At 63.0% G+C, this 12,679-nt stretch carries 14 protein-coding genes; 10 read left to right on the plus strand and 4 right to left on the minus strand.

The genetic code is table 11. The features are described from left to right. The first annotated feature begins 106 nt into the window (after nucleotides 1-106). From bioB to hemC, 3 genes are all read left to right on the plus strand, one after another. On the plus strand, nucleotides 107-1,117 hold the full coding sequence (gene bioB, locus HB630_RS20325; protein WP_213774073.1) for a biotin synthase BioB: 1,011 nt from the start codon (nucleotides 107-109) through the stop codon (nucleotides 1,115-1,117). A gap of 96 nt (nucleotides 1,118-1,213) precedes the next feature. Continuing rightward, nucleotides 1,214-2,857 (plus strand): choline dehydrogenase, encoded by a 1,644-nt coding sequence (locus HB630_RS20330; RefSeq protein ID WP_213774074.1) that lies wholly within the window; start codon nucleotides 1,214-1,216, stop codon nucleotides 2,855-2,857. 184 nt (nucleotides 2,858-3,041) lie between these two features. Beyond that, nucleotides 3,042-4,025 carry a hydroxymethylbilane synthase gene (gene hemC / locus HB630_RS20335; protein ID WP_213774075.1) on the plus strand — a complete coding sequence of 328 codons (984 nt, stop codon included), beginning with the start codon at nucleotides 3,042-3,044 and terminating at the stop codon, nucleotides 4,023-4,025. Here hemC and hemE read toward each other — a convergent pair whose 3' ends face one another. Then, nucleotides 4,026-5,072 (minus strand): uroporphyrinogen decarboxylase, encoded by a 1,047-nt coding sequence (gene hemE, locus HB630_RS20340; protein WP_249780947.1) that lies wholly within the window; start codon nucleotides 5,070-5,072, stop codon nucleotides 4,026-4,028. It lies immediately after the preceding gene. On the opposite strand from hemE, the gene HB630_RS20345 reads away from it, so the two are divergent. The 4 genes from HB630_RS20345 to HB630_RS20360 all read left to right on the plus strand — a co-directional run bounded on the left by HB630_RS20345 (nucleotide 5,050) and on the right by HB630_RS20360 (nucleotide 7,814). Then, nucleotides 5,050-5,286: a hypothetical protein gene (locus HB630_RS20345; protein ID WP_213774452.1), complete on the plus strand. Its 237-nt coding sequence runs from the start codon at nucleotides 5,050-5,052 to the stop codon at nucleotides 5,284-5,286. The genes hemE and HB630_RS20345 overlap by 23 nt on opposite strands. A 341-nt stretch (nucleotides 5,287-5,627) precedes the next feature. Beyond that, nucleotides 5,628-6,512 carry a LysR family transcriptional regulator gene (locus HB630_RS20350; protein ID WP_213774077.1) on the plus strand — a complete coding sequence of 295 codons (885 nt, stop codon included), beginning with the start codon at nucleotides 5,628-5,630 and terminating at the stop codon, nucleotides 6,510-6,512. Between the two features lie 85 nt (nucleotides 6,513-6,597). After that, a complete protein-coding gene (locus HB630_RS20355) occupies nucleotides 6,598-6,861 on the plus strand; it encodes a hypothetical protein (protein ID WP_213774432.1) in 264 nt (87 codons plus the stop codon). A 185-nt stretch (nucleotides 6,862-7,046) separates the two neighbouring features. Further along, a complete protein-coding gene (locus HB630_RS20360; RefSeq protein WP_213774078.1) occupies nucleotides 7,047-7,814 on the plus strand; it encodes an alpha/beta hydrolase in 768 nt (255 codons plus the stop codon). Between the two features lie 183 nt (nucleotides 7,815-7,997). On the opposite strand, the gene HB630_RS20365 is transcribed toward HB630_RS20360, so the two are convergent. After that, nucleotides 7,998-8,222 (minus strand): SlyX family protein, encoded by a 225-nt coding sequence (locus HB630_RS20365; protein WP_213774079.1) that lies wholly within the window; start codon nucleotides 8,220-8,222, stop codon nucleotides 7,998-8,000. Further along, nucleotides 8,215-8,967, minus strand: a complete 753-nt coding sequence (locus HB630_RS20370; protein WP_213774080.1) for a rhodanese-related sulfurtransferase — start codon at nucleotides 8,965-8,967, stop codon at nucleotides 8,215-8,217. The genes HB630_RS20365 and HB630_RS20370 overlap by 8 nt, the downstream gene beginning before the upstream one ends. Nucleotides 8,968-9,220: 253 nt before the next feature. Between HB630_RS20370 and ggt the strand changes: the two genes are divergently transcribed. The 3 genes from ggt (at nucleotide 9,221) to HB630_RS20385 (ending at nucleotide 12,328) form a co-directional block, all read left to right on the plus strand. Next, the gene (gene ggt, locus HB630_RS20375) at nucleotides 9,221-10,807 is read left to right on the plus strand and encodes a gamma-glutamyltransferase (protein ID WP_213774081.1); all 1,587 of its coding nucleotides are present in this window, start codon (nucleotides 9,221-9,223) and stop codon (nucleotides 10,805-10,807) included. Between the two features lie 101 nt (nucleotides 10,808-10,908). Further along, the gene (locus HB630_RS20380) at nucleotides 10,909-11,319 is read left to right on the plus strand and encodes an FKBP-type peptidyl-prolyl cis-trans isomerase (RefSeq protein WP_249780961.1); all 411 of its coding nucleotides are present in this window, start codon (nucleotides 10,909-10,911) and stop codon (nucleotides 11,317-11,319) included. 25 nt (nucleotides 11,320-11,344) lie between these two features. Further along, nucleotides 11,345-12,328 (plus strand): D-2-hydroxyacid dehydrogenase family protein, encoded by a 984-nt coding sequence (locus HB630_RS20385; protein ID WP_213774083.1) that lies wholly within the window; start codon nucleotides 11,345-11,347, stop codon nucleotides 12,326-12,328. Nucleotides 12,329-12,405: 77 nt separating this feature from the next. On the opposite strand, the gene HB630_RS20390 is transcribed toward HB630_RS20385, so the two are convergent. Next, on the minus strand, nucleotides 12,406-12,621 hold the full coding sequence (locus HB630_RS20390) for a CsbD family protein (RefSeq protein ID WP_213774084.1): 216 nt from the start codon (nucleotides 12,619-12,621) through the stop codon (nucleotides 12,406-12,408). Between the last annotated feature and the right edge of the window lie 58 nt (nucleotides 12,622-12,679).

Below are 12,679 nucleotides of genomic sequence, written 5' to 3' on the forward strand. Positions count from 1 at the left end.
CCGATCCCTCGTTTCCGACCCGTTTCGCTCCCTCTATGATGATCCGCGCCTGCAAGCTAAACAGCGATTATGCCCGCGTGCGGGTGGATTGAACCTTGGAGAGACCATGACCGTCACGAGCTATCAGACAGCCCCTGAGAAGTCGTCTTCCGCCCAACCCGGCCTCAGAAAGATCTGGTCGGCGACGGAGGCCGCGGCGCTGTACCGGATGCCGCTCAACGATCTCCTGTTCAAGGCGCAGACCGTCCATCGCGAGAACTTCGACCCGAACCGGGTCCAGCTCAGCCGTCTCCTGAGCATCAAGACCGGCGGATGTCCGGAGGATTGCGCCTATTGCAGCCAGTCCGTGCATCACGAATCCGGCCTGTCCGCCTCCAAGCTGATGGAAGTAGAGCGCGTGATCAGGGAAGCGAGGAAGGCCCGCGACGCCGGCGCGACCCGTTATTGCATGGGAGCGGCGTGGCGCAATCCGAAGCCGCGCGACATGGAGGCGGTGGTCGCCATGGTGAAGGGCGTGAAAGCGCTGGGCATGGAAACCTGCATGACGCTCGGCATGCTCGACCGCGAGCAGTCCGGGCAATTGGCCGAGGCGGGGCTCGATTATTACAATCACAACATCGATACGTCCGAACGCTATTACAGCGAGATCATCACCACGCGGCATTTCGCCGACCGGCTCGAGACGCTCGAGAACGTCCGCGCCGCCGGCATGAAGGTCTGCTGCGGCGGCATCGTCGGCATGGGCGAGGAAGGAATCGACCGCATCGAGATGCTGGTGACGCTGGCCAATCTTCCCGAACATCCCGAAAGCGTTCCGATCAACATGCTGATTCCGATCGCCGGCACGCCGCTGGCAGACGCCGCTCCGATCGATCCGATCGATTTCGTGCGCACGGTCGCGCTGGCCCGGATCATGATGCCGGAATCGATGGTACGGCTGTCCGCCGGACGTTCGGCGATGACGGATGAGATGCAGGCGATGTGCTTCTTCGCCGGCGCCAATTCGATCTTCGTCGGCGACACCTTGCTGACCGCCGGCAATCCGGAAAACGACAAGGACATGGCGCTGTTTCAGCGGCTCGGCCTGCAGCCGATGGAATTGGAGCAGCCGTCCTGAGTCCGGGGCGTCTCCTCCCATTTCGACGACGGCGTTTTCGGCTAAAACAAACGCATCAAAAATAAAAAATAAAAAACCAGGGAAGAAACGAAATACATGAGCAAGGAAACCTTCTCGCGCGCCTCGGGCCATCCCGCGCCCGAAGCGGCGGAATATGATTATGTCATCGTCGGCGCGGGATCGGCCGGCTGCGTTCTTGCCAATCGTCTCAGCGCAGACGGAAAGCACACGGTGCTGCTGCTGGAAGCCGGACCGGCGGATACCAATCTCTGGATTCACGTGCCGCTTGGCTACGGCAAGCTGTTCAAGGAAAAAGCCGTCAACTGGATGTACCAGACCGAGCCGGAGCCCGGACTGGACGGCCGAACAATATTCCAGCCGCGCGGCAAGGTGCTGGGCGGGTCGAGTTCGATCAACGGCCTGTTATATCTGCGAGGCCAGCATCAGGATTACGACCGCTGGCGGCAGCGCGGCAACGCCGGCTGGGGCTATGACGACGTGCTTCCGTACTTCAAGAAGTCGGAAGACCAGCAACGCGGCGAGAACGAATTTCATGGCGCCGGCGGCCTGCTGCCGGTGTCGGATTGGCGGCACGCCGATCCGTTGTCGGAAGCCTTTGTCGTCGCGGCGGCGGAAACCGGCATTCCGACCAATCCCGATTTCAACGGCGCGGCCCAGGAAGGCGCCGGCTTTTTCCAGACCACGACCCGGCGCGGCCGCCGCGCCAGCACGGCCTATTCCTATCTGCGTCCGGCACGGAGCCGCAATAACCTGCATGTTGAAACCTCCGCGCAGGCGCAACGCATCCTGTTCGACGGACGCCGTGCGAAGGCGGTCGAGTACCGGCAAGGCCGCACCGTCAGGACGGCGCGGGCGCGCAAGGAGATCCTGGTCTCGGGCGGTGCCTACAACTCGCCGCAACTGCTGCAACTCTCCGGCGTCGGGCCCGCGGAATTGTTGCGCAAGCACGGCATCGATGTCGTGCTCGACGCGCCCGGCGTCGGCAACGATCTGCAGGATCATCTGCAGGTCCGCGTGGTCATGCGCTGCGCCCGGAAGATCACGCTGAACGATATCGTCAACCATCCGGTGCGCCGAGTCCTCGCCGGTGCGCGCTACGCCGCGTTTCGCACCGGGCCGTTGACGATCGCCGCCGGCACATCGGGCGGGTTCTTCAAGACCAGCCCGCGGCTGGCGACGCCGGATGTCCAGATCCATTTCCTGCCGTTCTCGACCGACAAGATGGGCGAGAAGCTGCACCCGTTTTCCGGATTCAGCGCCTCGGTCTGTCAGGTGCGCCCGGAGAGCCGCGGCTCGCTGCGCATCAAGAGCGCCGATCCATTGGTCCCGCCGGAGATCCGGATCAATTATCTCGCCACCGAAACCGATCGCACCACCAATGTCGAAGGCCTGAAGATCCTGCGCAAAATTCTGCACGCGCCGGCGCTCAAGCCTTATGTGGTCGAGGAGGTCGATCCCGGCTCCAAAGTCGTCAGCGATGAGGAGCTGCTGAATTATTGCCGCCGGCGCGGCAGCACGATCTATCATCCGACCTCGACCTGCCGGATGGGCAATGATCCGCTGGCGGTGGTCGATCAACGGCTGCGGGTGCGTGGGATCGAGGGATTGCGCGTGGTCGATGGCTCGATCATGCCGGACCTGGTCTCGGGCAACACCAACGCGCCCATCATCATGATCGCGGAAAAAGCCTCCGACATGATTTTGGAGGATGCGCGGTAGCGCCATAGCGTTTTTGAGCGAAGTGGGTACCGGTTCGCGTGAAGAAAATGCGTCAAAACAACAATCCAGAGCTTCGATTCTGATTCAGTCTTTTAACCCTCGCGTTTGCTTCCCTCGTCGGCTGGTCCTATGTTCCGGCCGGAGCTGAGGCGCGACGTCCGGACAGGCGTCGATGGGAGCATCAATGGCGGCAAGCAGGATCCGGATCGGTACGCGCAAGAGCGCGATGGCGCTGGCGCAAACCGACGAAATCGCCCGCCGCCTGATCGCGGCCGTGCCCGGCCTCGATGTCGAGATCGTCAAGTTCCAGACCACGGGCGATTCCGATCAGGTCGGCAAGCTGTTGCCGCATGGCGGCAAGGGCGGGGCGTTCGTGGCCGAAATCCGCAGCGCTATCCTGTCCGGCGAATTGCAGGCCGCGATGCATTCGCTCAAGGACATGCCCGGCAATGAGGACACGCCGGGGCTGGTGATCGGCGCGACACTTGCGCGCGACCCGCCGGGCGATGCGCTGGTGCTGCGCCAGGGCGTCTCGATCGACGAGCTCAGGCGAACGCGCGGCAAGGGTTTCAAGATCGGCACCAATGCGGTGCGCCGCGCCGCCTATGCGCGGCGGCTGTTTCCGGACGTCGAAGTGATTCATTTTCGCGGTGCCGCGGATACGCGAATCCGCAAGCTCGACCGGTTGGAAATGCAGCGATTGCCCGACGGTGGCGCGGTCGGCCCGGCCGATGCGCTGATCATGGCGCGCTCCGGTCTGGAGCGTGTCGGTCTCGCGAACCGCATCGCCTACGAGTTTTCGCCGCAGGAGATGCTGCCGGCGGCAGGACAGGGCATCGTCGCGGTGGAGTGCGCGGCGAACGACTGGCCGACGCGGCGGATTCTCGCCTTGATCGATGATGCCACCGCGCATCGGTGCGCTGACGCCGAGCGCGAAGTGCTGTGGGTGCTCAATGGTCACTGCAACTCGCCGGTGGCGGGGTTTGCAGCCATCGACGGCGCGCGGATGTCGCTGACCGCCGTGGTGCTGGATCATGCCGGCGGCGTGTTCATCGAGGCGTCGCGTACCGGGCCCGCCGACCGGCCGCGTGAACTGGGCCGCGCCGTCGGGCTTGAACTGTTGCACAAGGGCGCGGCTGACATCATCGAGCGCAGCCGCCCGGTGTGATCAGCCTTTATAGGCCCGCACCCGTTTGAGCATCTGCTCGACATGCGCGATCGGCGTTTCCGGCAGGATGCCGTGACCGAGATTGAAGATCAGCCGGCCCCCGGCGTAATTCGTAAGCACGTCGTCGATGGCGCGGTCGAGTGCGCCGCCGCCGGCGATCAATGCGAGCGGATCGAGATTGCCCTGGACCGCAACGCGGCTCTGCACCCGCTCGCGGATCAAGGACGGCTCGGCCGCCCAGTCGATGCTGACGGCGTCGACGCCGGTTGCCTCGACATAGGCCGGCAGCAGCGCGCCGGCGCCGCGGGGAAAGCCGATGATCTTCGCGCCCGGCATTTTCGCGCGCACGCCTGCGACGATGCGCCGGGTCGGCTCGATCGACCAGCGTTCGAATTCGCGCGGCGGCAGCACACCGGCCCAGGTGTCGAAAATCTGCAGCGCATCGGCGCCCGCCTTGAGCTGCCCAAGCAGATATTGGATCGAGTTCTCGACCAGCACGTCGATGATGTCTGCGAATGCGTCCGGATGGCGATAGGCCATCATCCGCGCCGGCGCCTGGTCCGGCGTGCCTTGCCCGGCCACCATATAGGTCGCGACCGTCCAGGGCGCGCCGCAGAAGCCGATCAGCGCAATGTTCGGATCGAGTTCGCCGCGCACCCGGCGCAGCGCCTCATAGACCGGCTCGAGCTTGGCAAAATCCGCCTGTGTCGCCAGCGCCGCAATCTTGTCCGGCGTATCCAGCGGATCGAGCCGCGGGCCTTCGCCGATCTCGAACCGCACGGCGCGGCCGAGCGCATGGGGAACCACCAGAATGTCCGAGAAGATGATCGCGGCGTCGAAGTTGAAGCGGCGGATCGGCTGCAGCGTGACTTCGGCGGCATATTCCGGCGTGAAGCACAGATCGAGGAAACTGCCGGCCTTCGTGCGCAATTCGCGATATTCCGGCAGATAGCGGCCGGCCTGCCGCATCATCCAGACCGGCGGTATCGGCTGCCGGTGTCCGGAGAGCACGTCGAGAAAAGGTTTGGAAGAAGAAATCGGGGGCAAGGCTGGTCCGCCGGTAATGGGAAGCATGTTTCAGCTTCTGATACACGCCGGCGGGAGCCGGGCCAAGGACTGGTTGCCGGCCGATGGCGCGGTATCGCTGCAGGGCTGCCTGTCAAAGGCTGCCATCAGAAGACTGCCGTCGGAAGATTGTCCGTTGAAAGCAACGGATGACATCAATGGTTGCGAAGCCGCGCCCGCGATCGGCAGCCAATGAAACCCGATCGTTCCATTGCGGAACCACGATCAGGCGTTGGCAACCCAGGGCTGTGCGACGATGAGCTTCGGGTTCCACTTCGCGATTTAAGCTCGCGCGATTTTTAATTCGCGGTTGATGTGACGTAAAGTTGCATTCCGGTCCGAATGCTCTGCATGATAAGATTTTCACGAACTTAGTTGCATCGAAAGACAAGCGCGGTGCGGCGCCGCGCGGCGGTTCAAGGAAGGAACCGGGAGAATCATAATATTCCCAGCTAATTGGCGAATTTAAACAATGCAACCATAGGTCAATATAGGCCGGTCCAGTCTTGCTGGCACACAGCTCGGGGGAGCGTTCCAATGCATAGACGGCATCAACATCTCAATATACCGATTGAAATCGTTCGTACCGTTGTCGCCATTTCGGAAACCGGAAGCCTGTCCAAGGCGGCCGAACGTCTCGGCCTCAGCCAGCCCGCCATCAGTTCGCAGGTCAAGCGATTGCAGAGTTTGGTCGGCGGCGCTCTTTTCCTGAAGACCGCGAATGGAACCACCACCACCGAATTGGGAAAGATCGCGCTCTACCAGGCCAGGCGAATCCTGGAAGCGAACGACCAGTTGCTCAGGCTCGGCGGCGACAATGTCGGCCCGCATCCGCTCAGGCTCGGGTTGAGCACCCTGTTCGTCAATGCCTTTATCGAGCAGCAAACGGCGGAAACACTCGCCGACGTTTTCATCCATACCGGTCATTCGGCCGCGATCGGGAAGGGGCTGGTTGACGGATATATCGACGTCGCCTGCATTTTCGAAAGCAAGGCAACTGAGCCGGAAGTCGAGCAAATGGTCGTCAACGAGTTCGACGATCCCCTGGTGTGGGTGCGGTCGAGGGATTTCATTCTCAGTCCGGGCACGCCGATTCCCATTCTCACCTGGCCGGGAGACGACTGGATGATTCCGACGCTGACGAAGCACGGCCTTACCTACAAGATCGTGTTCAACAGCCCCGACTATCATGCCAAGCTGACTGCTGCGAAAGCCGGTCTCGGTCTCACCGCCGTTCCCGGAAGCATGGTGCCGGCCGATCTGGTGCAGGCCAGGGAATATTATCTGCCGGAACTTCCGCCCATCAAGGCGCTGTTATGCGCCCGGCTGGCGTTTGAAACAGACCAGGCCGCCGCATTGAAAAGACAGTTATCGGCCTTGTTCTTCGAGAAGCCGAAAGCCGCGGCGAGTAGCGGAAACTGAAAGCGGCGGCGTGGTTATCAGGAACCTTCCGGGCGCGGGCGCGGTTATCCCCCGGGGCGAAATGGAGGATCCGATGGCCGCGAAAATCGCCGAGAAATTCAATCCGGTGGCGCATGACAAGCACGCCGCCGATCCGTGCGAGGCGGCTGCGGCCGATCGCGACATGCATGCCAGGCTGGAAGCTGGTCTGATCGACACATTCCCGGCATCCGATCCGGTCAGCGCCGCGCAGCCCGCGCGATCGAAGCACGACAGCGATCGCCGCGATGATGGCGATTTCGATCCGGAACCGGACTACGACCGGGCAGGCAGTTCACTCTGGGACAGGGTGCGCGCGGTGTTCCGATAGGGGCGTGTGCGAGGGCCAAACCAACTCACAAGCCAACTCAATTGCGTGGCGTGTACTTCGCCGCTTCGTGAGTAACAAAGCTCGGCCGGAAACGAAGAAGGCATGGTCGGGCATGTTAAAGCCCGGAGGATCGAGGTTTCCCGGGCGGGCTGGGATTTCAACCTCGGTTGCGCGGGAGCACGCGGATGGATCGTCGTACTTTCTTGGGTATTCTGGCTGCCTCCGGCGCAGCGAGCTCAATCCTTCATCGCGCCGCCAGCGCCCAGCCTTTGCCAAAAGTACGCAATGTGGTCCTTGTCCATGGGCTGTTTGCTGACGGGTCATGCTGGTCCGAAGTCATCGCACGGCTTCAAGCGAAGGGACTCAACGCTACGGCTGTGCAAAACCCGTTGACGACGCTGGAAGCGAGCGTAGCGGCGACCCAGCGCGCCTTGGAACTGCAGGATGGCCCGACGGTGTTGGTCGGACATTCCTTTGCCGGCATGATCGTCACCGAAGCCGGCGTCGACCCCAAGGTTACTTCGCTCGTCTATGTCGCCGCGCGGGCCCCCGATGCGGGTGAGGATTACACGGCGCTGGCGAAGCGATTCCCGACCCCGCCGGCCTCCGCCGGCATCGTCTGGTCCGGCGATTACGGGCAGCTCAACGAGGCCGCTTTCCTGCGCGATTTTGCCGGCGACCTGCCGGCCGCGAAAGCGCGCGTGCTGTATGCCGTACAGGAACCGTTCGAACGTGCGTTACTTGCCGGCAAGACAACCCATGCGGCCTGGCGCTCGAAGCCGAGCTGGTACGCCGTGTCCACCGAAGATCGGACCATCAATCCTGATCTCGAACGCTTCATGGCGAAGCGGATGGGCGCGACGACGATTGAAGTGAAGGCAAGCCACCTGTCGCTGATCTCCCAGCCGGATACGATCACGAAGCTGATTCTGGACGCGGCCGGACAGGCCTAGACCGTGATCCGGACCCGAAGGGCCGCGTTAGCGCAAAGTGGATACCGGTTGATGCAACCGGTCAGGATTTCTGTACAGCGCTCTATAGCTTTTCGAGCAAAGGGGATTCCGGTTCGCGCGAAGAAGCGCGTCAAAACAAAAATATGAGAGCCCGGCTCCGATTCAATCAGAACCGAAAACGCTTTAATAATGCGGCGGCCGTTCGTTCGCCGGTGCCGGCGCGCTGGCCTCGGTTTCCTCGACGCGTTCGCTCAAATTGGCGATCTGGCGCGCCAGTGCTTCGATCCTGAGCCATTGATCCGTGATCGTCTGGTTGAGGGATTCAATGGTCTTGTCCTGATGCATCAGGTGGCTTTCGACGGCGTCGAGGCGATCGCCGAGCGTCTTCAGGTCATTCGTCTTATTCATGGTCGTGCTGCCTCGCTGAGCGCTCATGTAATCCGTGGCCGAGCGCGATCCGTTCGTCGAATACGAAACATTCGCCGCGCCAGCGGCTCTCCGCCTCGGGCACGTCTTCGAGATATCTGAGAATGCCGCCCTTGAGGTGGTAGACCTCGGCAAAGCCCTGCGCGAGCAGATAGGCGCTGGCCTTCTCGCAGCGGATGCCGCCGGTGCAGAACATCGCGATCTTGCGGTGTTTCGCCGGATGCAGATGGCGCGCGGCGAAATCCTTGAATTGTCCGAAGCTGGCGATGCCGGGATCGATCGCGCCCGCGAACGTGCCCATCGCGACCTCGAACGCGTTGCGGGTGTCAACCACCAGCGTATCCGGAGCCGCGATCAGCGCGTTCCAGTCCGCCGGGTCGACATAGACCCCGACTTGCCGCGTCGGATCGGCGTTGGCATCGCCGAAGGTGACGATCTCCTTTTTTAGCCTGACCTTCAGGCGCTGAAACGGCATCGCCGTGGCCGGCGAGAATTTCAGTTCGAGCTGGTCGAGCCGCCCGCCGAACAGCGGCCCGTCGCGCAATTCGTTAACCAGTTCGCCGATGCCGCCGGTGCTGCCCGCCAGCGTGCCGTTGATGCCCTCATGGGCCAGCAGCACGCTGCCTTTCAAGCCAAGTCCGGCGCAGATCGCCCGCAGCGGCTGGCGCAGTTCCTGGAAGTCCGGCAAAGCGGCGAATTGATAGAAGGCAGCGACCTTGTACGACATGGCGGTGGTTTATCAGCAGGGGTAGCAGGGGAAAACCCTTTCCTGTCGTCCGCGAGAGCGGGGATCCACGGCCGCTTGCGTCCGAAATATCGAAAAGGTCACCATCTTTTGATGGGCCCCTGGCGGTTCGCCGGGGTGACCCGGGCGGGGCGCCGTCTGCCATTGCCCAGCCCGGCATGAATGTGTCATGTAGGCCCGCGCCTGGGCCGGGCGGGATGATAATGTGAAACAACGTTAGAGTGAGCCATTCGATATGAGGAATTTCCATCTTGCCGGCCGGTCGACGGTCCATGCGCAGAACGCGATGGTGGCGACGTCGCATCCGCAGGCGGCGCTTGTCGCGATCGAGGTGATGAAGTCCGGCGGCACCGCCGCGGACGCTGCGGTCGCGGCCTGCGCGCTGCTCGGCGTGATCGAGCCGCAATCGACCGGCATCGGCGGCGATTGTTTCGCATTGGTGCAGCCGAAAGGCGAGGGCAAGATCGTCGCTTATAATGGCTCCGGCCGCGCGCCGATGGCGGCCAAGGCCGAATGGTATCTCGAACGCAACATCCATTCGGTGCCGCTGACCTCGGCGCATGCGGTCAGCATCCCCGGCGCGATCGACGCCTGGGCTACCATCCTGCGCGATCACGGCAAGCTCGGATTCGACACCGTGCTGCAGCCGGCGATCAAGGCCGCGGAGGAGGGCTATGTGGTCGCGCCCCGCATCGCCTTTGACTGGAAGAACCAGTTCGAGAAATTGAAGAAGGGCACCAATACCGAGCGCTATCTATTGCCGCACGGCAAGCCCGCGGTCGCCGGCGACGTGATCCATCAGCCTGAGCTGGGCCAGACCTTGCGGGCGATCGCGAGAGACGGCCGCGACGCGTTTTACAAGGGCGCGATCGCCGAGGACATGGTGGAGACGCTGCGCGGCATCGGCGGCCTGCATACGCTGGAGGATTTTGCCGCCCACAGCACCGAGACCACGATCCCGATCGGCACCCTCTACAAGGGTCACGACGTCTGGCAGTGTCCGCCGAACGGTCCAGGCATCACCATGCTGGTGATGCTCAACATCCTGTCGCGGTTCGATCTGACCAAGTTCCCGCCGCTCAGCGTCGAGCGTTTCCACCTCGAAGCCGAGGCCGCACGGATCGCCTACATGATGCGCGAGCAGTATATCGGCGATCCCGCCCATGTCGATGTCGACGTGGTTCGGATTCTGGCCAAGGATTTCGCCGACGAACATGCCGGCAAGATCAGGATGGACCGGATGGTCGATCTGCCCAACGTGGCGCCGCCGATGAATCCCTCGACCGTTTACATCACGGTGGTCGACAAGGACCGCAACGTCTGCTCGTTCATCAATTCGATCGCGCATTCGTTCGGCTCGGCGATCGTCTCGAACAAGACCGGCATTCTGCTGCAGAACCGTGCCGGCGGTTTCCGTATCCAGCCCGGCCATCCCAACTGCATCGCGCCGGGCAAGCGGCCGTTGCACACCATCATCCCGAGCCTCGCCACCAAGGGCGGACGCGCGGTGATGCCGTTCGGCGTGATGGGCGGGCAGTACCAGCCGGTCGGCCAGACCCACGTGCTGACCAACATGCTCGATTACGGCTGCGACGTGCAGGAAGCCATCGATATGCCGCGCGGCCTCCATTATGAGGGCGTCTATCAGCTCGAGGATGGCGTGCCCGCCGAGATCGTCGAGGGCCTGAAGAAACTCGGACACAAGACCACCAGCGTGGTCGGGCCGCTCGGCGGCGGCCAGGCGATCTGGATCGATTGGGACAAGGGCACGCTCACCGGCGGCTCCGATCCCCGCAAGGACGGCTGCGCGCTCGGCTATTGAGCGAGCAGCCTCGGCCTCTTCCTTCTCGTTAAAGGACGCTGAACATGCGACGACGTTTCAAGTTTCGAAGCCTCCCGCTCGCCCTTGCCGTTGCCATCGGCATGATCGGCGTTTCCGTTGCCCTTGCGCCGTCCCGCGCATTGGCCCAGACCGCAGGAAAACCCATGACCACTCCTTCAGGCTTGCAGATCATCGATACCGTCGTCGGCACCGGCGCTTCACCGAAGCCCGGCCAGACCTGCGTCATGCACTATACCGGCTGGCTCTACGAGGACGGCAAGAAGGGCAAGAAGTTCGATTCATCGGTCGACCGCAACGAGCCGTTCGAGTTTCCGATCGGCCAGCGCCGGGTGATCGCCGGCTGGGACGAGGGCGTCGCCACCATGAAGGTCGGCGGCAAGCGCACGCTGATCATTCCGCCCGCGCTCGGCTATGGCGCGCGCGGCGCCGGCGGCGTGATCCCGCCGAACGCGACGCTGATCTTCGACGTCGAACTGCTCGCCGTGAGATAATCCTCAACCTCGAGGAGGGCGCGGTGTGAAGATCTCCATCCTCGACGATTATTTCGACACGGTGCGCGGCCTCGATTGTTTTACCAGGCTCGCCGGTCATGACGTTACGATCTGGAACGATCACGTCCAGGATGTCGGTGTTCTGGCCGAACGGCTTGCCGATACCGACGCGCTGGTGCTGATCCGCGAACGGACGCAGATCCGTAACGCCCTGCTGGAGCGGTTGCCGAAGCTGAAACTGATCAGCCAGCTCAGCGTCTATCCCCATATCGATGTCGACACCTGCACCAGGCTCGGCGTCGTCGTCTCCTCGGCCCAGCACGCCGACAGGCCTTCCTATGCGACCGCCGAATTCACCTGGGGGCTGATCATCGCGGCGATGCGCGACATCCCGCGGCAGATGGCGGCGCTGAAGGCGGGCAACTGGCAGATCGGCGTCGGCCACACGCTGCGCGGCAAGACGCTCGGCATCTATGGCTATGGCCGGATCGGCGCCGTTGTTGCCGGTTACGGCAAGGCGTTCGGCATGAAGGTGCTGGTCTGGGCGCGCGAGAAGGCGCTGGCGCAGGCGCGCGCCGACGGCCACGAGGCCGCGGCAAGCAAAGCGTCGTTGTTCGAACGATGCGACGTGCTGTCGCTGCATATGCGCCTGGTCGATGCCACGCGCGGCATTGTCACGGCGGCTGATCTGGCGCGTATGAAGCCATCGGCGCTGCTGGTCAACACCAGCCGCGCCGGGCTGATCGCGCCGAATGCGCTGGTGAAAGCGTTACGTGAAGGGCGGCCGGGCATGGCGGCGGTGGACGTCTACGAGCAGGAGCCGATGCGCGACGTCAATGATCCGCTCCTGAACATGGACAATGTCGTCTGCACGCCGCACCTCGGCTATGTCACGCGCGACGAATACGAACTCCAGTTCACCGATATTTTCGATCAGATCCTGGCCTACGCCGCCGGCGCGCCCATCAACGTCGTCAATCCGGACGTGCTTGGCCGCCGCAGGCCGTAGTCCGAAAGCTGTAACTTAAACGAAAAGAGACCGGCCTCTGTCTAGGCCAGCCCCTTTTCCGTCGTGATCGAAAGGAATCAGAGGTTCTTGTTCGCCGCGGCGGCCGCGTTGTTGACGGCCTCCTTGGTTGCTTCCTTGGCGTCACCGACCGCCTTCTGGCCCTTGCCCTTGATTTCCTGGACCGTACCTTCGCCCTGCAGCCGGTCGGAGCCGGTGGCTTCGCCGATACCCTGCTTGGCCTTGCCGATGGCTTCGTTGGCGGCGCCTTTAACCTTGTCTGCCGTTGCACCCATGGGAACTCTCCTTTGCAGGTGTTAAGCTTCGTTAGGACAAGTCCCGCACGCGCCGGTA

The organism is Bradyrhizobium sp. dw_78 (assembly GCF_018449525.1).
In the GTDB taxonomy this organism is placed as follows: domain Bacteria; phylum Pseudomonadota; class Alphaproteobacteria; order Rhizobiales; family Xanthobacteraceae; genus Bradyrhizobium.